Genomic DNA, 20,869 nt, shown 5'->3' on the forward strand with positions numbered 1-20,869 from the left:
GGGGGCGGGAAGCGACGATCTGGGACGGCACCCTACCCGTCGGTCCGGCGGGCGGTAACCCGTCGCCGCCACAGGACCAGCGGCACGGCGCCGGCCAGCCCCAGGACGCCCGGGGTGGCGCCGAGCGCGGCGTTCAGGCCCGGCTGGTCGAAGGTGTCCGGCACCGGCAGCGTCGACCAGCGCGTGGGCGGCCAGGCGACGACGATGGCGCGCCCGACGACCTCGTCGGCCGGGACCATTCCGGCGTTCTTGTCGTTCTGGTGGTACCGGGAGTCGAGCGAGGACTGACGGTGGTCGCCCATGACCCAGAATTTACCGTCGGGCACCGTCACCTTGAACGTGCCGCCGCCCTCGTCGGGGCTGCACGGGGTGTTGCCCGGGAAGACGTACGGCTCGTCGAGGGCCTTGCCGTTGACCTTCAGCGGCCCCGTGCCGTTGCACTCGACCGTGTCGCCCGGGACGCCGACGACCCGCTTGATCAGGTCCTTCTCCTCCGAGGAGGGCATCAGGCCGATGAAGCTGAGGAAGCGCTGGACCGAGTTGGGCTCGGTCACGGGCTCGTTGGCCAGCCAGCCGTCCGGGTCGTGGAAGACGATCACCTCGCCGCGCTCCGGCTCACCGCCGAACCACGGGGTGAGCTTGTCCACCAGGACCCGGTCGCCCTTCTGGAGGGCGTTCTGCATCGACTCCGAAGGGATCGAGAACGCCTGGACCAGGAACGTCTTGATCAGCAGCGCCAGTCCCAGCGCGATGACGATCAGGAACGGGATCTCCAGCCAGAAGGGGATGCGCCGCTTCCCCTTGCGCCGCCCGTCGTCGGGGCCGTCGTCCGGACCGGCTCCGCCGGACCCGTCGGCGTACCCCGCCGGTTCGTCCTCGGGGCGTCCGGAACCACCCTCGGGCTCGCGTCCGGATCGTGCGCCCACCGCCACATCCCCCACATCGACTCCTCACTGTGTGCCGCTGTCCGCGCCTCGTCCGGCGCAGGACCACCACTCCCATAACGAGCGGGAGTTCCGCAGGGGTCGGGAGGGGGATCGTTCTGTTCAGATCCTGGGACGCCACCTTATGCGACGCCCCGTCGGCCGCTGTCGATCCGCCGGGCGCGTCGGGGACCGCCGCGTACGTCTCGCGGGCTCCCAGACCCCGCCAGTGCCCCGCCGGCCACGCTATGGCCACCGCGCGGCCCACCACGTGGTCGTCGGGGACCGTGCCGCCGTACCCTTCGGCGCGGTGGTAGCGGGAGTCGGCGGAGTTCTCCCGGTGGTCGCCGAGCACGAAGTACCGGCCCTCGGGGACGCGCACGGTGAAGCGGAGCGAGGAGGGCTTGTTGCCGGGGTGGAGGTAGGGCTCGGTGAGGGGCGTGCCGTTGACGGTGATCCGGTCGTCGCGGTCGCAGCAGACCACGGTGTCGCCGCCGACCGCCACGACCCGCTTGATCAGGTTGCGCTGGTCGTCGGCGGGCAACAGGCCGATCGCGGCGAGCCCCCGTTTCACCTGGGCGGTGACGGCGGAGTCGTCGGCGGCGGCCGGGGCCTGCTCGCCGTGGAGCCAGTCGGCCGGGTCCTCGAAGACGATGACGTCGCCACGCTGGGGCCGGGAGCCGAAGTAGGGGGTCAGTTTGTCGACGACGACGCGGTCGCCGATCCGGATGGTCTGCTCCATCGATCCGGAGGGGATCACGAACGCCTGGACGAGGAAGGTCTTCAGGAAGAGCGCGATCCCGACGGCGACGACGACCATCAGGGGTATCTCGCGGAGCGCCGAGCGGCGCCTGCGGCGGCGCACCTTGCGGGCGAGCTTGCGCCGTTCGGCGCGGCCGGTAGGGGGCGGCGCCGCGGCGTACCCGTTACCGTGCTGCGCGGCGTCCGCGCCGGAGCGGCCGCGGGGCTTTCCCCGCCTACCCATGGCGGCCCCGGCCCGGCAGCTGGGCGAGCGTGCCGGAGTGGCCGACGGAGGACCAGCGGGAGAAGGGCCAGCCGACCCACTCCGCCCGCCCGAGCACCTGCTCGACGGGGAGCATGCCGCCTCCGGGTGAGCCCAGCCGGTCGCGGGAGTCGCTGGAGTCGCTGCGGTGGTCACCCAGGAGGAAGAGGCGGCCCGTGGGCACGACGACGTCGAAGGGGACCGTGGAGGCGCCGTCACCGGCGTACAGGTAGGGCTCGTCGACCACGGCGCCGTTGACCGCCAGACGGCCCCGCGCGTCGCAGCAGACGACGCGGTCGCCGCCGGTCCCCACCACGCGTTTCACGAAGTCGCCGTCGCCGAAGTACTCGGTGCCGTCGAAGACGACAACGTCCCCGCGGCGCGGCTCGCCGCCGAAACGGTACGCCAGTTTGTTGACCAGAATCCGGTCCCCGACGCGCAGCTCCGGCTCCATCGACCTGCTCGGGATCTGGAACGGCTGGAGGACGAAGGTGCTGAAGAGCAGCACGAGAACCACGCAGGCGCCGAGTCCCAGGGTGAACCGGCCGCCCGGAAGGCGGGACGGAAACGAGGAGCGCGACCCCTCCTCCGTCCCCGGTTCCGCGGGGATGTCCCCTGGTCCGGCGGTGGAGGAGCGGTCGCGCTCCTGGTGCTGTGCTTCGGTGTCCATCGGTGCCAGATGTTATCCGGCTCAGCGGCGGACACGAACAGGCAAGCGATACTTGACCTGTTCCTGGGCCGGGCCCCGGCGCGGCTCAGCGCACCGGGGCCGTCGCCCGGCGGGCTCAGTTGTCGCGCTTCTCCTTGATCTTCGCGGCCTTGCCGCGCAGCTCACGGAGGTAGTACAGCTTCGCGCGGCGGACGTCACCGCGGGTGACCAGCTCGATCTTCTCCACGATGGGGGTGTGCACCGGGAAGGTGCGCTCCACGCCCACGGAGAAGGAGACCTTGCGGACCGTGAAGGTCTCGCGCACGCCGGCGCCCTGGCGGCGGATGACGACGCCCTTGAACTGCTGCACGCGGGAGCGGTTGCCCTCGATGACGCGGACGTGCACGTTGACCGTGTCGCCGGGACGGAAGGCGGGGACGTCGGTGCGCAGCGACGCGGCGTCGACGGAGTCGAGCAGGTGGGACATGGTGTCTGCTTCCTCGCTGATGCCACAGGTCATCAACGGAACATGAGAGGGATGTGCGAGTGCTGCCGCGTCCCGGAGCGCCGTCGGTCCCCCTGTGGCAGGGGCGAACGCTCGTGGACGTACAACAGCGGGCTATTCTTCCACGGCTTCGGGCCCGCGCCCAAATCGGCCGTCCGGCCCCTGCTGCCAGCCCAGGGAGGCGAGCAGTGAACGGTCCTTCTTGTCGAGCGTGGCGGCGTCGCAGCGCTCGATGAGGTCGGGGCGGTTCCGGGCGGTACGGCGGAACGCCTCGTCGCGGCGCCAGCGCGCGATCTTCCCGTGGTGGCCGCTGAGCAGCACCTCCGGGATGGCGCGGCCGCGCCAGGACGGCGGCTTGGTGTAGACGGGGCCTTCGAGCAGGTCCGCCATGGCGCCGGGCGCGAAGGAGTCGTCGCGGTGCGACTCGGCGTTGCCGAGGACGCCGGGGAGCAGCCGGGCGACCGCCTCGGTGATGACCAGCACGGCCGCCTCGCCCCCGGCCAGCACGTAGTCGCCGATGGAGACCTCGTGGACGGGTATCCGCGAGGCGTACTCGTCCATCACGCGCCGGTCGATGCCCTCGTAGCGGGCGGGGGTGAAGATCAGCCAGGGGCTGGCGGAGAGTTCGACCGCCAGTTCCTGGGTGAAGGGCCGGCCGCTGGGCGTCGGGACGACCAGGGCGGGGCTGTGCGCCCCGGCCTCGTACCCGTCGGCGAGGACCTGGTCGAGTGCCTCGCCCCACGGCTCGGTCTTCATGACCATGCCGGGGCCCCCGCCGTAGGGGGTGTCGTCCACCGTGTTGTGGCGGTCGTACGTCCAGTCGCGCAGGTCGTGGACGCGGACGTCGAGGACGCCGCGGTGCCGGGCCTTGCCGACCAGGGAGACGTTCAGCGGGTCGAGGTACTCGGGGAAGATCGTGACGGCGTCGAGACGCATCAGCGCGCCTCTCCTGCCTGGTCACGCGCCCCGTCGGCACCGTCGTCCGGGGCCGCGTCGCCCGCCTCGTCCAGCTCCGCCTCCGCGTCGCGGGCGGAGGCGACGACGGCGCGGTCGTCGATGAGGCCCGGCGGCGGGGTGATGACGGCGCGCTGCTCCTCCAGGTCGATCTCGGCGACGATCTCGGCGACGAACGGGATCATGACCTCGCTGCCGTCGGGCCGCTCGACGATGAAGAGGTCCTGGGAGGGCAGGTGGGAGATCTCCGTGATGCGCCCCACCTCCACGCCGTCCTCGGTGACCACGTCGAGGTCCATGAGCTGGTGGTCGTAGAACTCCTCCGGGTCGTCCGGGAGCTCCTCGGGGTCGACCTCGGCGATGAGGAGGGTGTTGCGGAGCGCCTCGGCTCCCGTCCGGTCGCTCACCCCGGCGAAGCGCAGCAACAGCCGTCCGCTGTGCACGCGCCCCGTCTCGATGGTCAGCGGGCCGGTCCCGGGGGGATCGGTGGCGAGTACGGCGCCGGGCCCGAGGCGGACCTCCGGCTCATCGGTGCGCACCTCGACGGTGACCTCGCCCTTGATTCCGTGGGCACGGCCGATCCGTGCGACTACCAACTGCACCTGTGCTGCTCCTGGTCGTTCGTCGTTCGATGAGGAGGATCGGGAACGGGCCCGAACTCTGCGCACCGCGGGGACGGGCTCGGGCCCGGAACGGAGCGGGGGCCGGAAGCGTACCTACCGCTTCCGGCCCCCGGCCCTGTGTCCTGCGAGAGCCCCGGAGGGCTCAGACCTGGTCCACGTCGACGAGGTCGACGCGGATGCCACGGCCACCGATGGCTCCCACGACGGTGCGCAGGGAGCGAGCGGTGCGGCCGTTACGGCCGATGACCTTGCCGAGGTCGTCGGGGTGGACCCGGACCTCCAGCACGCGCCCGCGGCGCAGGTTGCGCTCGGCGACCTGGACATCGTCAGGGTTGTCGACGATGCCCTTCACGAGGTGCTCGAGAGCCTCCTCGAGCATGCTCAGGCCTCGGTCGACTCGGCGGCCGGGGCCTCAGCCTCGTCCGCCTTCTTGTCGGCCTTCTTCTTCTGGGTGATGGCCTCGCCCTTCGGGCCGCCCTCGATGTCCTTGGTGAGCTGGTCGAACAGCGCACGCTTGTCGGCCTTCGGCTCCGGCTGGAGCAGCGGCGCCGGGGCGGGAAGGCCCTTGTGCGCCTGCCAGTCACCGGTGAGCTTCAGGATGGCGAGAACCGGCTCGGTCGGCTGGGCGCCGACGGAGAGCCAGTAACGGGCGCGCTCCGAGTCGACCTCGATGCGGGAGGGGTTCTGCACCGGGTGGTACAGGCCGATCTCCTCGATCGCACGGCCGTCACGGCGGGTGCGGGAGTCGGCGACGATGATGCGGTAGTGAGGCGAACGGATCTTGCCCAGACGCTTCAGCTTGATCTTGACTGCCACGGGAGTGGTGTCTCCTGGTCTTGACGAGGTGGGCACAACGGGATGCCACGTGGGGTTGCGGTACTCGGGGTGCCCGATGGACGCGCCAGCCGGAGGAGAGAGGGGTCCTGTGCGACTGTCGAGTACAGCTTGCCATTCTGCCATACGGGGCGGGCCCGTCCTCCCACGCCCGTGACCGCCGCCGACCGGCCCCGCCCCGGCGTCCTCGGGCCGGGGCACGGGCCGCGCCGAGGCGGTCACCCGGCGACGGCGACCGCCTCGGGGATACGGAAGGGCTTGCCGCAGCCGCCGCACATGATGGGGGCCTGGGCGAGGACGGAGGGGACGACGCGGACGTTGCGCCCGCAGTCGCAGACGGCCTTGACGCGGACGCCGCCGCCGGAGGAGCCGTGCCGGGCGGCCGGGCCGCGGAAGCTGCGTGCGGTGTCGCCCGCGGTGGCCACCGAGTGGGCCTTGAGGGCGCGGTGGAGGCGGTCGGCGGTCTGGCGGTAGCGCCGCTTGGCCTCCGGGTTGAGCCCGACCAGGGAGAAGCCGCTGCTGGGGTGCGGCTCCTCGGGGTGGTCCAGGCCCAGCTCCTCGGCGACGGCGAGGAATCTGCGGTTGTGATACCGGCCGGCCCGTGAGGTGTCGCGAATGCCACGGGCTGCGGCGATGCCATGGACTGCTTCGTGGAGCAGTCGCTCGAAGGAGAGCTCGGCGCCGCAGGCGGACGAGGACTCTCCGATCAGGGACTCGGGCGCGGCAAGATCTGGCAGCTCGGGGTGGTACCGCTGAATGTCGGCCCACGCCTGTGCCAGCTCTGCGGCGAGAACAGGTGGTGTCGTGCTCACGTCGTGCCCAACGAGCAGGAGCCGCTCCGTGTTCCTATTCCGGGCCATCCCAAATATTTTGCACGTACCCGTCAGTTGCCGCTGATGCGTCGTGAGGACAGCGAGTGCGCCGAACTGCACAGAAGTCGCTCAGCCGGTCACAACCCCGTACGTATCCCCGGGTACGCCGCCTCCTGTAGCCCGGCCCGTCGGAGCGGTTCCCCCGGTCCGCCACCGGTTGCGCCCGGGGGTGCGGGGCGGCTTCGGGGCGCCTGCGGGGCGGGGGTCGTGCGGCTCGCGGTCGACGGTACCGGGCGGCCCCGCGCCGTCCCGCACCGGGCCCGGCGCGCCGGGACGGGCCGCGTACGCCGGGCCGCCCCCGGCGCGCGGCCGTACAGCCACGGACGGATGTACAGCTCTTCCGCGGCCCTGGCGAACCGGTGCGGGACGGTGCCCTCCGCACTGCGTCGCAGGCCGGAGGGGGCGCGGCGGCCGCGGGGGCGGCCGGGTGGTGCGGGGGGCGCGCGAGGGGAGCACGCAAGCACGGGGGCGGCGTCCACTGGACGCGGGGGCGCGGGCGTCGTTCCCTGGCATACGGGGGGCACGAGCACGGCACCGGGGGCGGAACACGGACAGGCCACAACCTCTCGGCAGATGGGGGCTCATGCGATGACTTCGATGCTGGTGCGGCGGCACGGATCGCGGCACGAGACCGACCCGGCGCGCCTGCGGGCGGCAGCCCCGGCGCGGGACTGGAGGGAGATCCAGGAACGGATGCTCGTCCCGCTCCAGGAGGCGGTCTACGCCCGGGTCGGGCTGGGACCGGGCGCGCGGGTCCTGGAACTGGGGTGCGGCGCGGGACTGGGACTCCTGCTCGCCGCGGGGCGCGGCGCCTCGGTGGCGGGGACGGAGACGGAGCGGCCGGAACTGCTGGCGTACGCGGAGCGGCGGCTGCGGAGCACGGTGGGCGCCCCGTCGGGGGGCGGCCCCGTACTGGGGGACGAGGCGTGGGGCGCGGCGGGGCCGGGTGCGGGGCACTCCCTCGTGGTGTCGTTCCGGCCGCTGGGCTGCACGGCCGGCGACGGGGCGGCGCTGGGGGCTCAGCTCGCCCGGGCGCTGGACGGGGCGCGGCGCGGGACGCAGGTGGTGCTCACGGGCTGGGGGCCGCCCGAACGGTGCGCCGCCTCGGGTGTGCTGCGGGCGGCGCAGCGGCTGGCGGAGCCCGTGGCGGGACCGGGCGCCGGGCGTTCTGCGGGCCGCGACGACCTGGAGGACGTCGCGAGCGCGGCGGGGCTGCGCCTGGAGGGTTCGGGGCGGGTGAGCTGCCCGTTCGGCTACCCGGACCAGGAGAGCGCGGTGCGCGGGCTGCTGTCGACGGGGCTGCTGGACGCGGCCCTCGCGGCCACGGACACGGCGCGGGTGGCGAAGGAACTCGGCGAGGCGCTGCATCCGTACACGGGGTCCGACGGGAGTGTCTGGCTGCCGAACGTGTTCCGTTATCTGGTGGCGCGGTCGGTGTGAGCGGTGTGGGCGGGAGCGCGGTGCGGTGCCCGCGCCGTGCCGCGCCGCGCGGAGCCGTTCCGCGGGGCGCGCGGCGTGCCCTGTACTGAATGACGAACGCGCAGGTCGCGCGCCCCGTAGCGGCCCCGTGGCGCGCGTCCTCGACGGGGCGCGGCGCACGCGTCGTGGCGCCGTTCCGCGAGGCGGGCCCCCGGCGTGACGGGCCCCTCGCGCCGCGCGCTTCGCGGCTCCCCCGGGTGGCTAGCCCTTGTGCAGCCGGGGGATGCCCGCCGCGCGGTAGGCGTCGGCCTCCTCCAGGGTCTCGTTCTCCAGGAGGGCCGCGGCGAGGGCGTCGAGCTGGTCCCGGTGGTCGCTGAGCTGGCGGCAGGCGCTCTCGTAGCACTCCTCGACGATGCGGCGCATCTCCTCGTCGATGGTGTCGAGCGTGGCCGGGGCGGCGGAGAGGCCGTACGCCTGCTGGGCGTCCTGGGGGAGGGCGGAGAGGCGGCCGACCTTGGAGCTCATGCCCCAGCGGCCGACCATGCCACGCACCATGCCGGTGACCTGTTCCAGGTCGTTCTCGGCGCCGGTGGTGACCATGCCGAAGACCACCTGCTCCGCGGCCATGCCGCCGAGCGCGCCGATGATGCGGCCGCGCAGGTACTCCTCGGTGTACGCGTACTTGTCAGCTTCTGGCGTGGAGAGGGTGACGCCGAGGGCTCGGCCGCGCGGCACGATGGTGATCTTGCGGACGGGGTCCGCGCCCGGCTGGAGCATGCCGAGGAGGGCGTGGCCGCTCTCGTGGTAGGCGGTGCGGCGCCGTTCGTCCTGGGGCATGACGAGGGGGCGTTCGGCGCCCAGCTGGACTTTCTCCAGGGCGCTGGAGAGGTCGCTCTGGTCCACGCGTTTCTGACGCCGTTTCACCGCCAGGAGGGCCGCCTCGTTGGCGAGGTTGGCGAGGTCGGCGCCGGTCATGCCCGGCGTGGAGCGGGCGATCTGGGCCAGGTCGACGTCGGGGGCGAGCGGGATGTCGCGCGTGTGGATCTTCAAGATGGCCTCGCGGCCGCCGCGGTCGGGCGGGCTGACCGCGACGACGCGGTCGAACCGTCCGGGGCGGGTGAGGGCGGGGTCCAGGATGTCGGCGCGGTTGGTGGCGGCTATCACGATGACGCCCTCGGAGCCGGAGAAGCCGTCCATCTCGGTGAGGATCTGGTTGAGGGTCTGCTCGCGTTCGTCGTGGCCGCCCATGCCGGAGCCGCCGCCTCGCGCGCGCCCGATGGTGTCGATCTCGTCGATGAAAATGATCGACGGTGCCACCTTGCGGGCCTCGGCGAAGAGTTCACGGACCCGCCCTGCGCCTACGCCGACGATCATCTCGATGAACTCGGAGGCCGAGGCCGAGAAGAACGGCACGTCGGCCTCCCCCGCTACAGCACGGGCCAGCAGCGTCTTGCCCGTGCCGGGCGGGCCGGTGAGCAGGACGCCGCGGGGCATCTTGGCTCCCATGGCCCGGTAGGCCTCGGGGTGTTTGAGGAAGTCGACGATGTCGTTGAGCTCGCCCTCGACCTCGTCGATCCCCGCGACGTCGGCGAAGGTGGTCCGCCGGCCCTCCTCCAGCTCCACGGGCTTGGGCGGCGGCTTGCGGCCGAGCATGCCCCCTCCCCCGCCGAGGCCGGCGCTCATGCGGCGCGCGATGAACACCCAGAGCGCGACGAGGAGCAGTATCGGCGCCAGCGAGATCAGGAGGTTGGAGAGGAGGCTGCGTTCGGCGACGACCGGCTCCGCCGTGACCGTGACCTTGTTCCGCTCCAGCTCCGCCCAGAGGCCGTCGTCGGCGAACTCGGGACGCTGCGTGGTGAAGGTCTTGTAGTCGCCGTCCCCGTCGTCCGAGCCGTTGTCGTCGGGGCGGGGCTGGGCCTTCTTCAGCTCGCCCTGGATGGCGTCGCCCTTGGCGTAGATCTTGGCGACGTTGTTGTCGCCGACCTGCCGGCTGAACTCGGTGTACGAGATTGTCGTGTCGTCGCTCTGGTCGAAGAAGGAGAGCACCAGGTTGGCGATGACGAAGACCAGCAGGGCGGTGACGAGGAGCCGCCACCAGCCGCCGGGCATGCGGCCGCGCTTCTTGGGCTGGTCCGGCTCAGGTGCCCCCTCCGAGCGCCAGGGTTTGTCGGTGCGGTCGCGCGGCGGGACGGGGCTGGTCACTCGCATCTCCTTCACGCCGACGCCGGATGCGGCCGACAATAGTGCGCTTATCACCCCATTGCGCGAGGGGCCCGTCAGGCGGGTGATCCTCGGCGGGCGGGCCGTGGGTCATCGTCGCGGGGCGGGCGGGGGCGGTGACCGGGCCGGCGGGGCTGGGCGGGGAGCGGGGCCGCGCGGTCGCACGGGGCGCACGGTCGAAGCGCGCACGCCCCGTGCGGGGCGTCGCTCCGGCGGCGCCACGGCGGGGCGCTATGCCGCCTGCGGCGCAGGCCCCGTACGGGGCCACCCACCGCCCGCATCGCCGCAGGTCGCCCGCGCCGTGGGGCGCCGTCGACGGAGCCCCGCCGGCCCCAGCCGCACGCCGCCCCCGCCCGCCGACGCCGCCCGACGAGACCCCTCGCGCACCACCCCGCCCACGCGAAAGGGGCGCACGCCCGAAGACGTACGCCCCTCCTCGCCCCGCCCCCGACCGTCAGATCGAGGCAGGCACTGCCTCAGCCCATGAACTTCTTGAACTCGTCCGGCAGCTCGAAGTCCTTGCCGGGCTGGCCGCCGGGGAGGCCGAACGGGCTGCCTTCCTGGGCCCCCTGTTCGCGACGGGCGGCCGCGGCCTCTTCCTCGGCCTTGCGCTTCATGGGGTTGCCACTCTTGCGCTTGCCCTTGGCCTGCTTCTGCTTCTTCTTCTGACGGCCGGGGCCACCGCCCGAGCCGGGCATGCCCGGCATGCCCGGCATGCCGCCGCCCTGGGCCATGCGGGACATCATCTTCCGCGCCTCGAAGAAGCGCTCCACCAGGCTCTTGACGGCGCTGACGTCGACACCGGAGCCCTTGGCGATGCGGGCGCGGCGGGAGCCGTTGATGATCGTGGGTTCGGCACGCTCGCCCGGCGTCATCGACTTGATGATGGCGGCGGTGCGGTCGACGTCCCGCTCGTCGAGGTTGCTGATCTGGTCCTTGATCTGCCCCATGCCCGGGAGCATGCCGAGCAGCTTCGAGATCGAGCCCATCTTCCTGACCTGCTCCATCTGGGCCAGGAAGTCGTCGAGCGTGAACTCCTTGGGTCCCTTCTGGAGCTTGCGGGCCATGTCTTCGGCCTCTTGCTGGCTGAAGGTCTTCTCGGCCTGCTCGATCAGGGTGAGCATGTCGCCCATGTCGAGAATGCGGGACGCCATGCGGTCCGGGTGGAACGCGTCGAAGTCCTCGAGCTTCTCGCCGTTGGAGGCGAACATGATCTGCTTGCCGGTGACGTGCGCGATGGAGAGCGCGGCACCACCACGGGCGTCGCCGTCGAGCTTGGAGAGCACCACGCCGTCGAAGCCGACGCCGTCACGGAAGGCCTCGGCGGTGTTCACCGCGTCCTGGCCGATCATGGCGTCGACGACGAAGAGGACCTCGTCGGGCTGGACGGCGTCGCGGATGTCCGCGGCCTGCTGCATCAGCTCCTGGTCGATACCGAGGCGGCCCGCGGTGTCGACCACCACCACGTCGTACTGCTTGGTGCGCGCGTGGGCGATGGAGTCCTTGGCGACCTGGACCGGGTCGCCCACGCCGTTGCCCGGCTCCGGGGCGAAGATGCCGACGCCGGCGCGCTCGGCGACGACCGAGAGCTGGTTGACGGCGTTGGGGCGCTGGAGGTCGGCCGCGACGAGGAGCGGGGTGTGCCCCTGGCCCTGGAGCCACTTGCCGAGCTTTCCGGCGAGCGTCGTCTTACCGGCACCCTGGAGACCCGCGAGCATGATCACGGTGGGCGGCTGCTTGGCGAAGCGCAGGCGGCGCGTCTCGCCACCGAGGATGCCGACCAGCTCCTCGTTGACGATCTTGATGATCTGCTGCGCCGGGTTCAGCGCCTTGGAGACCTCTTCGCCGAGGGCCCGCTCCTTGACCTGCTTGATGAAGGCGCGCACCACGGGCAGCGCGACGTCCGCTTCCAGGAGGGCGATGCGGATCTCGCGTGCGGTGGCGTCGATGTCCGCCTCGGACAGGCGCCCCTTGCCGCGGAGGCTCTTGAATGTCGCTGCAAGGCGATCGGAGAGGGTGTCGAACACGGCGCTCGTCGGTCCTCGGGAGTCGGGGGCAGGGTGGGTCGTTGTACAGGGTATCCGCCCCGGCAAGTGCGCCGTCCCCCGCCTGAGGCGGTACGGGGCGGGACACGGCCCGGTGCGCCGCGCGAGACGCCCCGCGCGGAGACGCCACGAGGCGCGGGGCGAAGTAAGCGGCGACGTCTCGCCCCGCCCCGTACCCGCGCGGTACGGGGCGGGGCGAGACGGCCCCGAGCTACGCACGCACCGACGGACGGAACGATGCCGTAAGCCTCACCGTCACGCAGCATGCCTTACCTCGCCCCGCACGGGGCGCGCGGCGTAGCCCCGGCACCCGCCCCGTCACTCAGCCCCCTCACCCTCGAGCCCGCCCCCGAGCCGGGGCTCGCGCACCGCACCGTAAGCCCTCACGTCGCGCGGCACGCCTTACCCCACCGCACGGCGCACGCCCCGAAGCCTCCGCGCAGACCCGAACCACCCGACCCTGCCTCCCTCACCTCACCCCCGCATGGCCTCCTCCACCCCCTTCGCCACCCGCGCCGCCTCCTCCTCCCCCAGCGGCCTCCCTCCCGCATCGGTGACATAGAACGCGTCCACCGCGTTGGCCCCGAGGGTGCTGACGTGCGCGCTCCGTACCCGGAGCCCGTCGCCCTCCAGGGCCTGGCCGATGCGGTGGAGGAGGCCCGGGGCGTCCTGGGCGCGTACCTCGATGACGGTGGCGTGGTGGGAGGCGGCGGGAGCGACGCGGACCCGGGGCGGCGGGGCGGTGATGCCGCGGCGGCGCGGGTAGGCGGCGTCGCGTTCGGCGAGGCGGGCGCGGATGTCGAGCGAGCCGTCGAGGGCGCGGACCAGGTCGGCGCGGAGCCGGGCCGCCTGCGGGAGGGAGCCGTACTCGGCGGCGACGCGCCAGTTGAGCAGCAGGACGCCGGCAGGGTCGTCGGCGGCCGCGGCGGGGGCCGGCCGGGGGTCGCCGTCGAGGCCGCGCGGCAGGCTGACGCCGCTCAGCTCCGCCGCGCGCACCGTCAGGCGGTGCAGGGCGAGCACCCCGGCGACGGCGGGCAGCACGCCCATCGCGTAGCTCTCCCGGGCGCCCTGCGCGGGGCGTGCGGGGAGGGCGAGGACGAGTTCGACGCCGAGCGGTTCCTGCCCGGTGTCCGCCCCGTCCGCGGCGTCGGCCGCCTCGTCCCCCGCCCCGTCGCGGTTCAGCGTCTCCGCGCGGGCGTGGAGCGCGAGGACCGGGCCGCGGGTGCGGTAGGCCTCGACGGCGAGCCGTTCCTGCTCGGCGGTGGGCGCCGGGGCAGCCGATTCCTCCGGCTCCTCCCCCGCGAGGACCGCGCCGACGCGGCCGACGAGGTCGGTGACGAGCGAGTCGCGCCAGGCGGACCAGGCGGCGGGGCCGGTGGCGAGGGCGTCGGCCTCGGTGAGGGCGTGCAGGAGTTCCAGGGTGGCCTGACTGCCGACGGCGTCGGCGACGGAGCGCACCGTGGCGGGGTCGTCGAGGTCGCGCCGGGTGGCAGTCTCCACCAGCAGCAGGTGGTGCCGCACGAGGGTGGCGAGGACAGCGGTGTCGTGCCGGTCGAAGCCGAGCCGCCCCGCGACGTCGCGCGTGATGATCTCCCCGGCCACCGAGTGGTCGCCGGGCCACCCCTTGCCGATGTCGTGCAGCAGGGCGGCGACCAGAAGAAGGTCGGGGCGGCTGACGCGGCGGGTCAGGGAGGCGGCGCGGACGGCGGTCTCGACCAGGTGCCGGTCGACGGTCCAGGTGTGGACGGCGTTGCGCTGCGGCCGGCAGCGGACGCGTTCCCAGTCGGGCAGGAGCCGGGTGATGAGCCCTTCGGCCTCCAGCGCCTCCCAGACGGGCACGGTGGAGCGCCCGGCGCCGAGCAGCGTGACGAGCTGGTCGCGGGCCTCGGCGGGCCACGGGGTGGGCAGCGGCCGGGTGGTGGCGGCGAGGCGGCGCACCGTGTGCAGGGAGAGCGGCAGCCCGGCCTGGGCGGCCGCGGCGGCGGCGCGCAGCGGCAGGACGGGGTCGCGTTCGGGGCGGGCGGCGCGGGCGAGGCCGACCTCGCCGTCCTGCTCGACGACGCCCTCGGCGAGCGGGCTGCGGTCGACGGGGGGCTTACCCGGGAGCATGGCGCGCAGCCGGGGCCGTACCGAGCGGGAGCGCAGGACGCGGCCCACCTCGCGCCAGGTGACGTCGGCCGCGTAGGAGAGGGTGCGGGCCGACTCGTAGACCTGGCGCAGGAGGGTGTCGGCGTCGAGGAGGCCGAGGGCGGCGGCGACCTGGTCCTGTTCCTGGAGGGCGAGGCGGTCGGTGGAGCGCCCGGTGGTGAGGTGGAGGGCGTCGCGGACGTCGAGGAGGCGGCGGCGGGCGTCGTCGAGGCCCTCGCGGGGCGCGTCGGCGAGCCAGGAGGCGGCGACGGCGCGTAGCGCGGTGGCGTCGCGGAGGCCGCCGCGGGCCTCCTTGAGGTCGGGTTCCAGGAGGTACTGGAGTTCGCCCGCGCGTTCGGCGCGTTCCTCACAGAGTTCGCGCAGGTGCGGGAGGCGCTTGGGGGCCTGGTTGCGCCAGTCGGCGAGGACCGTGGTGCGCAGGGCGGCGGTGGTGCCGAGGTCGCCGGCGAGGTGGCGGGCGTCGAGGAGGCCGAGCTGGGCCTTGAGGTCGTCGGCGGCCGTCCTGCGCGCCTCGCCCAGGGTGCGGACGGAGTGGTCCAGGTCCAGGCCGAGGTCCCAGACCGGGTACCAGATGCGGTCGGCGAGCCGGGCGATGTCGGCGGCCGGGGCGCTGCCGTCGTGCAGCAGCAGGAGGTCGAGGTCGCTGCGGGGGGAGAGTTCCCCGCGGCCGTAGCCGCCGACGGCGACCAGGGCGACGCCGCGCAGGTTCACCGCCGCGGCGGTGAACAGGCCGTTCAGCCAGTCGTCGGTCAGGGCGGAGAGGGCCTTGCGGCGCGGCGGCCCGGACCGGGCCTCCTGCTGGAGGAGGCTCAGCCGGGCCGCCGCGTAACCGCCGGGTCCCGAGTCTTCCGCTGCCGTACTCACGTCGGTGCTCGTCACCCGGCGACTCCGTTCCTCGTGTGTGGTCAGAGCGCGTCGGGTCCGCGCTCGCCGGTGCGGACCCGGACCGCGGTGTCCACGGGCAGGCTCCAGACCTTGCCGTCACCGATCTTTCCGGTGCGGGCGGCCTTGACGACGACCTCGATGAGCTGTTCGGCGTCGTCGTCCTCGACCAGGACCTCGATGCGGATCTTGGGGACCAGGTCGACGGTGTACTCGGCGCCGCGGTAGACCTCGGTGTGGCCGCGCTGCCGGCCGTAGCCGCTGGCCTCGGTGACCGTCAGTCCGTGGACGCCGAAGGCCTGGAGGGCGTCCTTGATCTCGTCGAGCCGGTGCGGCTTGACGACCGCGGTGATGAGCTTCATGCGTCCACCTTCGAGTTCGGGGCGGCCGGGGCAGCGTCGGCCTTGGGGAGGTTACCGCTGGTCAGGGAGGCCCCGACGGCGGTGAAGTCGTAGGCGCTCTCCGCGTGGTAGGCCTGGTCGACGCCGCCGACCTCGTCCTCCTCCGGGGCCCGGAAGCCGATCGTCACGTCGACGAACTTGGCGAGCAGCCAGGAGACGACGAAGGAGAAGGCCATGGTGGCGAAGGCGCCGATGGCCTGCTTGCCGAGCTGGCCGAGGCCGCCGACGCCGTCGACGGCGAGGACGCCGACGAGCAGGGTGCCGATGACGCCACCGACCAGGTGGACGCCGACGACGTCCAGCGAGTCGTCGTAGCCGAGCTTGTACTTCAGGCTGACGGCCCAGGAGCAGAGGGCGCCGGCGATCAGGCCGATGAGGATGGCGCCGAAGGCGTTGACGTGGGCGCCGGAGGGGGTGATGGCGACGAGGCCGGCGATGGCGCCGGAGGCGGCACCGAGCGTGGTGAACGCGCCGTGCCGGATGCGCTCGTAGACCAGCCAGCCGAGCATCGCGGCGCCGGTGGCGACCTGCGTGTTGAAGGCCATGGTGGCGGCGGTGCCGTCGGCGGCGAGGGCGGAGCCGGCGTTGAAGCCGAACCAGCCGAACCACAGCAGGGCGGCGCCGAGGACGACCAGCGGCAGGTTGTGCGGCCGCATCGGGTCCTTCTTGAAGCCGATGCGCTTGCCGACGACGAGGACGGCGGCCAGCGCGCCGACACCGGCGTTGATGTGGACCGCCGTACCGCCCGCGAAGTCGATCACGTCGAGCTGGTAGAGCCAGCCGTCCTCCTGCCAGACCCAGTGGGCGACCGGGAAGTACACCACGGTGACCCACAGGGCGATGAACAGGGCCCAGGCGCTGAACTTCACGCGGTCCGCCAGGGCGCCGCTCATCAGGGCGGGCGTGAGGGTGGCGAACATCAGCTGGAAGAGGGCGAAGGCGATGACCGGGATGCCCTCGTCACCACCGGTGAGGGTGGTGGGGTCGATGCCCTTGAGGCCGATGTGGTCGAAGTTGCCGAGGAGGCCGCCGCCGATGTCGTCGCCGAAGGTCAGCGAGTACCCGTAGAGCACCCACAGGATGGCGACGATGCCCATCGAGATCAGCGACATCATGAGCATGTTGAGGGCGCTCTTGACCCGCACCATGCCGCCGTAGAAGAAGGCCAGGCCGGGCGTCATCAACATGACGAGCGCGGCACTGATCAGTACGAATGCGGTATCTGCACCGTTCAAGGCCAGTGTCTCCTTGCAGATCGGAACGGCCCTTGCGGATGCCTGGAACGTCGGGCCGACTGTGCTGAGGAGACTGACGCAGTGCGGTTTCGGCCGATGCGCCTCGTTGTTTCACGGCAGTGACGAAGCCGTCCGCCGTGTTACGCGTGCATGAACGTCCCGCCACGGCCGGGGGCCGGGGCGGGGCGGGTCAGACGGCCTGGGCGGCCTCGGGCAGGTGGCTGGCGAGCAGCTCGGCGAGGGCGTCGGTCTCGCTGCGCCCCGGGTACTGGCGCAGGGCCCGGTCCACGGTCTTGCGGAGCCGGGTGTTGACCCGCTCGGAGCGGACCTTCGCCGCGAGGTGCGCGGCCTCCTCGGCGCAGACGGCGGAGTCGGCCAGCTCGTCGCGGAGCAGGTGCACGGAGGCCATGCCGATGAGGTTGAGTGCGTACGAACGCTGGTAGAGGCTGTCCTCGCGGAAGAGGTCGACGGCCTGGCGCATACCCTGCGCGGAGAGGTTGGCGTAGAGGGTGCTGCCGCCGGCGGCGTAGGCGAGGTCCCGGTAGGAGTGGGCGTTCTCGCTGCTGAGCTCGGCCTCGGTGAAGAACTTGATCCAGCTGGGCTCGGGGCCGGTGGCGTCCTCGAGCTCCGCGAAGGTCGCCTCGGCCATCCGGGCGGCCCGCTTGCACTTGCCGGGGTTGCCGAGCGCGGCGTGGGCGCGGGCCTCCATCGCATACAGCATGGCCTGGGTCCGGGGACCGGCGCAGTCCCGGCTGCCGTACTGGGCGAGGTGGACGAGTTCCAGCGCGTCGTCGGGCCGCCCGAGGTGGATCATCTGCCGGCTCATGTGCGACAGGACGTACGAGCCGAGCGGCTTGTCGTCGGCTTCCTTGGCGGCGTGCAGGGCCAGCACGAAGTACTTCTGGGCGGTGGGCTGGAGCCCCACGTCGTAGCTCATCCAGCCGGCCAGTTCGGCGAGCTCGGCGGCGACGCGGTAGAGCCGGCGGGTGGTCTCGGCGGGGTGGGGTTCCTGGAGCAGTTCGGTGACCTCGTGGAGCTGGCCGACAACCGCCTTGCGCCGCAGCCCGCCGCCGCACTGGGCGTCCCAGCGGCGGAACATGTCGATGGTGGACTCCAGCAGCTCCAGCTCGGGGGAGGAGAGGCGGGGGCCGCGGCGGCGTTCGGCGACGCGCTGGGGGCCGTCGGTGGTGAGCGAGGTCTGCGGGGTGGGGACCAGCCAGCGCTGCATCGGCTCGATGAGGGAGGCGCCGGCGGCGATCGTGAGGGAGGTGCCGAGGAAGCCCCGGCGGGCGAGCATCAGGTCGCTGCGGGAGAACTCGCTGAGGTGCGCGATCGTCTGCGGCCCGGTCCACGGCAGGTCGACGCCGGCGGCGGAGGGGGTCTGGTGCTGGGGGCGCAGCCCCAGGCCCTCGACCGCGACGACGCAGCCGAACCGCTCGGAGAAGAGGTCGGAGAGGATGCGCGGGATGGGCTCGCGCGGCTGCTCGCCGTCGAGCCAGCGGCGCACCCGGGAGGTGTCGGTGGAGACGTGGGCGGCGCCGAGCTGGCGGGCGCGCCGGTTGACCTGGCGGGCCAGCTCGCCCTTGGACCAGCCGCTGCGCAGGAACCAGGAGCTGAGCAGCTCGTTCGGACGCTTCTCCGCGTGCGTCGCGTTGATGTCGTCGTCGCCGTTCACCGGAACGCCCCCGTCTCCTCGCACGCCCGGCGGGTGGAGCGCCGGGCACCAGCTGAGTGCCGCGCGCGGCGACGCCTCCTGGAACGGCGTCACCCTTCGAACGTGCGGTCGAAGCGGCTGCGGCACGCCCACGCGTACACGATCGCGTGAGCTTGTGTACCGAAAGTAATGCCCCGCTCACCTCCGCGGGGGCCCGACTCGGGGAAACGCCACCATTCGCCACCCCCCTTTCCGAACTGCCGCCCCGTCACGCGCGCTTGACTGGACTCGAGCGGCTGAAACAGGAGTGGAGACGCACCAGGGGGCGCGCGACGCGCCGCGCACCACCCCCAGCATCGCGGAACGTCACCCCGCACACCACCCCCCGATCGGGGGTGCTCCCCGTAACCGTGCGACTCCGCCACGTAACCGGCACTGCGCGGACCCGTTGGAGGGGGCATGGGTTTCACGATCGGCGGTATCCGGGACATCCGGTCCGGCATCCGGCGACGCGGACGCACCGCGGACCGCCTGGCGCTGGCTGAACTGAGCGGCCGCTGGGGCTGGGACGTGGTGCCCGGCGCCCGCGCCACGGCGGACGGCTGCTCCTGCGGTACGCAACGCTGCGCCGCGCCCGGCGCCCACCCCCTCGACCGGGGACGGCGCGTCGCGGCGGGCACCGCGGCGGACCACGCGGCCCGGCTCTGGGCCCCGTACGGCGGGGCGGCGATGATGCTCCCCGTCGGCGTCGCCTTCGACATCCTCGACGTCGCGGAACGCGCGGGCCGGCGCGCCCTGGTCCGCCTGGAGCGCATGGGACTGCCGCTGGGCCCCGTCGCCGTCACCCCCGAGGGCCGAGCCCAGTTCTTCGTCGCCTCCGGCTCCGCCCGCGCCCTGCCGGGCCTGCTGTACCGGATGGGCTGGGACGACGCCGACCTCGACCTGCGCCCCCTGGGCCCCGGTACGTACATCACCGCGCCGCCCTCCGACCGGGCCGGCCTCGGCCCCGTCCGCTGGCTCCGCTCCCCCGGCGCCGCCTCGGCGGGCCGGCCCCCCGAGGCCCGGCTGCTGCTGGGGACGCTGGCCTACGTGACCCACCGAACCCGGACCCCGGCCTACGCGTAGCGGGCGAGCCCGTACGCCGAGGAGCCCCGTACCGGGCGTGATGCCGGTACGGGGCTTCTTGCCGCGCGGGGCGCGCCGGCCGGTGCCGTCGCCGTGGTCGCGGGGCGGCCGGGCGGGCGGTGCGGGGCGGTCAGTCGCCGATCAGGGCGTCGACGAACGCCTCCGGGTCGAACGGGGCGAGGTCGTCGGGCCCCTCGCCGAGACCGATCAGCTTGACCGGGACGCCCAGCTCGCGCTGGACCGCCACGACGATGCCGCCCTTGGCGGTGCCGTCGAGCTTGGTCAGCACGATGCCGGTGATGTTCACGACCTCGGCGAAGACCCGCGCCTGGACCAGGCCGTTCTGGCCGGTGGTGGCGTCGAGGACCAGGAGCACCTCGTCGAGCGGGGCCTGCTTCTCGACGACGCGCTTGACCTTGCCGAGCTCGTCCATGAGCCCGGCCTTGGTGTGCAGCCGGCCGGCGGTGTCGATGAGGACGACGTCGGCGTGCTCGGCGATGCCCTCCTTGACCGCGTCGAAGGCGATGGAGGCGGGGTCGCCGCCCTCGGGGCCGCGCACGGTGCGCGCCCCGACCCGCTCGCCCCAGGTCTGGAGCTGGTCGGCGGCGGCCGCGCGGAAGGTGTCCGCGGCGCCGAGCACGACCGACTTGCCGTCGGCGACCAGGACCCGGGCCAGCTTGCCGGTGGTGGTGGTCTTCCCGGTGCCGTTGACGCCGACGACCATGACGACGGCAGGCGTCTCCAGGCCGTTGTCCGTCTTCACGGCGCGCGGGGCGTCGGTGGCGATGAGCTTCAGCAGTTCCTCGCGGAGCAGGGTGCGCAGCTCCTGCGGGGTGCGGGTGCCGAGGACCCGGACGCGCTCACGGAGCCGCTCGACCAGTTCCTGGGTGGGGGCGACGCCGACGTCGGCGGTGAGGAGGGTGTCCTCGATCTCCTCCCAGGTGTCCTCGTCGAGGTGCTCACGGGAGAGCAGGGTGAGCAGCCCCTTGCCCAGCGCGTTCTGCGAACGGGCCAGGCGGGCCCGCAGCCGGACCAGGCGCCCCTCGGTCGGCTCGGGCACCTCCACCTCGGGGGCGGCTGGTGCGGGCTCGGCTTCGGCCGGCGGGGCCGCGGGGGCCCCGGCGGTCGGAAGATCCACCTCCTCGATGGTGCGGCGCGACTCGTCGCGCGGCGTCTCGGCCTCGTCGCCGACACGCGGCTCGGCCGGGGGGGTGGTGATGGTCGGGGTGGCGCTCGGGCGCTCGGCCGGCGGCAGCTGCTTCTTCCTGCGGCCGCCGATCACGAGCCCGCTGACCGCACCGACCAGAACCACGGCGATGACTACAGCAAGGATGACGATTTCCATAACCCGTCCAGTATCAGCCATGGGGGTGGCGG

Annotated in this window: 18 protein-coding genes; 2 read left to right on the plus strand and 16 right to left on the minus strand. The window is 73.2% G+C overall.

From position 1 onward, the window contains the following. Positions 1 to 32: 32 nt before the first annotated feature. The 9 genes from lepB (OIM89_RS06415) to OIM89_RS06455 all read right to left on the minus strand — a co-directional run bounded on the left by lepB (OIM89_RS06415) (position 33) and on the right by OIM89_RS06455 (position 6,351). On the minus strand, positions 33 to 734 hold the full coding sequence (gene lepB / locus OIM89_RS06415; protein ID WP_226965564.1) for a signal peptidase I: 702 nt from the start codon (positions 732 to 734) through the stop codon (positions 33 to 35). Next, positions 616 to 1,908, minus strand: a complete 1,293-nt coding sequence (lepB, locus tag OIM89_RS06420; RefSeq protein ID WP_226964470.1) for a signal peptidase I — start codon at positions 1,906 to 1,908, stop codon at positions 616 to 618. The genes lepB (OIM89_RS06415) and lepB (OIM89_RS06420) overlap by 119 nt, the downstream gene beginning before the upstream one ends. Continuing rightward, the gene (gene lepB, locus OIM89_RS06425) at positions 1,901 to 2,596 is read right to left on the minus strand and encodes a signal peptidase I (RefSeq protein ID WP_030698098.1); all 696 of its coding nucleotides are present in this window, start codon (positions 2,594 to 2,596) and stop codon (positions 1,901 to 1,903) included. Before lepB (OIM89_RS06425) ends, lepB (OIM89_RS06420) begins: the two co-directional genes overlap by 8 nt. A 115-nt stretch (positions 2,597 to 2,711) precedes the next feature. Further along, positions 2,712 to 3,062: a 50S ribosomal protein L19 gene (gene rplS / locus OIM89_RS06430; protein WP_023416775.1), complete on the minus strand. Its 351-nt coding sequence runs from the start codon at positions 3,060 to 3,062 to the stop codon at positions 2,712 to 2,714. Between the two features lie 132 nt (positions 3,063 to 3,194). Continuing rightward, on the minus strand, positions 3,195 to 4,016 hold the full coding sequence (gene trmD / locus OIM89_RS06435) for a tRNA (guanosine(37)-N1)-methyltransferase TrmD (protein ID WP_151167978.1): 822 nt from the start codon (positions 4,014 to 4,016) through the stop codon (positions 3,195 to 3,197). Beyond that, positions 4,016 to 4,636: a ribosome maturation factor RimM gene (rimM, locus tag OIM89_RS06440; RefSeq protein ID WP_030698096.1), complete on the minus strand. Its 621-nt coding sequence runs from the start codon at positions 4,634 to 4,636 to the stop codon at positions 4,016 to 4,018. Before rimM ends, trmD begins: the two co-directional genes overlap by 1 nt. Positions 4,637 to 4,799: 163 nt before the next feature. Further along, positions 4,800 to 5,036: an RNA-binding protein gene (locus OIM89_RS06445; protein WP_003951123.1), complete on the minus strand. Its 237-nt coding sequence runs from the start codon at positions 5,034 to 5,036 to the stop codon at positions 4,800 to 4,802. Between the two features lie 2 nt (positions 5,037 to 5,038). Then, positions 5,039 to 5,473 (minus strand): 30S ribosomal protein S16, encoded by a 435-nt coding sequence (rpsP, locus tag OIM89_RS06450; RefSeq protein ID WP_003951122.1) that lies wholly within the window; start codon positions 5,471 to 5,473, stop codon positions 5,039 to 5,041. A 236-nt stretch (positions 5,474 to 5,709) separates the two neighbouring features. Continuing rightward, entirely contained in the window at positions 5,710 to 6,351 is a 642-nt protein-coding gene (locus OIM89_RS06455; RefSeq protein ID WP_008409397.1) for a hypothetical protein, read from the minus strand. A gap of 600 nt (positions 6,352 to 6,951) precedes the next feature. Here OIM89_RS06455 and OIM89_RS06460 point away from each other — a divergent pair. Next, positions 6,952 to 7,803: an SAM-dependent methyltransferase gene (locus OIM89_RS06460; RefSeq protein WP_226964467.1), complete on the plus strand. Its 852-nt coding sequence runs from the start codon at positions 6,952 to 6,954 to the stop codon at positions 7,801 to 7,803. Between the two features lie 240 nt (positions 7,804 to 8,043). Here the strand turns inward: OIM89_RS06460 and ftsH are convergent, their stop codons facing one another. From ftsH to OIM89_RS06490, 6 genes are all read right to left on the minus strand, one after another. After that, a complete protein-coding gene (gene ftsH / locus OIM89_RS06465; RefSeq protein ID WP_226964466.1) occupies positions 8,044 to 9,984 on the minus strand; it encodes an ATP-dependent zinc metalloprotease FtsH in 1,941 nt (646 codons plus the stop codon). Positions 9,985 to 10,478: 494 nt separating this feature from the next. Further along, positions 10,479 to 12,029, minus strand: a complete 1,551-nt coding sequence (gene ffh, locus OIM89_RS06470) for a signal recognition particle protein (RefSeq protein ID WP_008417133.1) — start codon at positions 12,027 to 12,029, stop codon at positions 10,479 to 10,481. Positions 12,030 to 12,521: 492 nt separating this feature from the next. Beyond that, positions 12,522 to 15,074, minus strand: coding sequence for a [protein-PII] uridylyltransferase (locus OIM89_RS06475; protein ID WP_226964465.1), 2,553 nt, complete (start codon positions 15,072 to 15,074; stop codon positions 12,522 to 12,524). A 26-nt stretch (positions 15,075 to 15,100) separates the two neighbouring features. Next, positions 15,101 to 15,439 carry a P-II family nitrogen regulator gene (locus OIM89_RS06480; RefSeq protein ID WP_003951116.1) on the minus strand — a complete coding sequence of 113 codons (339 nt, stop codon included), beginning with the start codon at positions 15,437 to 15,439 and terminating at the stop codon, positions 15,101 to 15,103. After that, on the minus strand, positions 15,436 to 16,713 hold the full coding sequence (locus OIM89_RS06485; protein WP_030699953.1) for an ammonium transporter: 1,278 nt from the start codon (positions 16,711 to 16,713) through the stop codon (positions 15,436 to 15,438). The genes OIM89_RS06480 and OIM89_RS06485 overlap by 4 nt, the downstream gene beginning before the upstream one ends. Positions 16,714 to 16,903: 190 nt before the next feature. Further along, entirely contained in the window at positions 16,904 to 18,388 is a 1,485-nt protein-coding gene (locus OIM89_RS06490) for a hypothetical protein (RefSeq protein ID WP_264491061.1), read from the minus strand. A gap of 438 nt (positions 18,389 to 18,826) precedes the next feature. On the opposite strand from OIM89_RS06490, the gene OIM89_RS06495 reads away from it, so the two are divergent. Next, entirely contained in the window at positions 18,827 to 19,492 is a 666-nt protein-coding gene (locus tag OIM89_RS06495) for a bifunctional DNA primase/polymerase (RefSeq protein WP_030699955.1), read from the plus strand. Between the two features lie 130 nt (positions 19,493 to 19,622). Here the strand turns inward: OIM89_RS06495 and ftsY are convergent, their stop codons facing one another. After that, complete coding sequence (gene ftsY, locus OIM89_RS06500) at positions 19,623 to 20,837, minus strand: signal recognition particle-docking protein FtsY (RefSeq protein WP_030699956.1); 1,215 nt, start codon at positions 20,835 to 20,837, stop codon at positions 19,623 to 19,625. Positions 20,838 to 20,869: the final 32 nt, after the last annotated feature.

The sequence above is a fragment of the Streptomyces sp. BI87 genome (genome assembly GCF_025957665.1).
Taxonomy (GTDB): domain Bacteria; phylum Actinomycetota; class Actinomycetes; order Streptomycetales; family Streptomycetaceae; genus Streptomyces; species Streptomyces albidoflavus.

Coding starts and splice junctions, on each gene's coding strand:
- OIM89_RS06445 (WP_003951123.1), bottom strand. CDS start 5,036: ATGCTCGAGGAGGCTCTCGAGCACCTCGTGAAGGGCATCGTCGACAAC.
- lepB (WP_030698098.1), bottom strand. CDS start 2,596: ATGGACACCGAAGCACAGCACCAGGAGCGCGACCGCTCCTCCACCGCC.
- OIM89_RS06460 (WP_226964467.1), top strand. CDS start 6,952: ATGACTTCGATGCTGGTGCGGCGGCACGGATCGCGGCACGAGACCGAC.
- lepB (WP_226964470.1), bottom strand. CDS start 1,908: ATGGGTAGGCGGGGAAAGCCCCGCGGCCGCTCCGGCGCGGACGCCGCG.
- OIM89_RS06495 (WP_030699955.1), top strand. CDS start 18,827: ATGGGTTTCACGATCGGCGGTATCCGGGACATCCGGTCCGGCATCCGG.
- rplS (WP_023416775.1), bottom strand. CDS start 3,062: ATGTCCCACCTGCTCGACTCCGTCGACGCCGCGTCGCTGCGCACCGAC.
- ftsY (WP_030699956.1), bottom strand. CDS start 20,837: ATGGAAATCGTCATCCTTGCTGTAGTCATCGCCGTGGTTCTGGTCGGT.
- OIM89_RS06455 (WP_008409397.1), bottom strand. CDS start 6,351: ATGGCCCGGAATAGGAACACGGAGCGGCTCCTGCTCGTTGGGCACGAC.
- trmD (WP_151167978.1), bottom strand. CDS start 4,016: ATGCGTCTCGACGCCGTCACGATCTTCCCCGAGTACCTCGACCCGCTG.
- OIM89_RS06480 (WP_003951116.1), bottom strand. CDS start 15,439: ATGAAGCTCATCACCGCGGTCGTCAAGCCGCACCGGCTCGACGAGATC.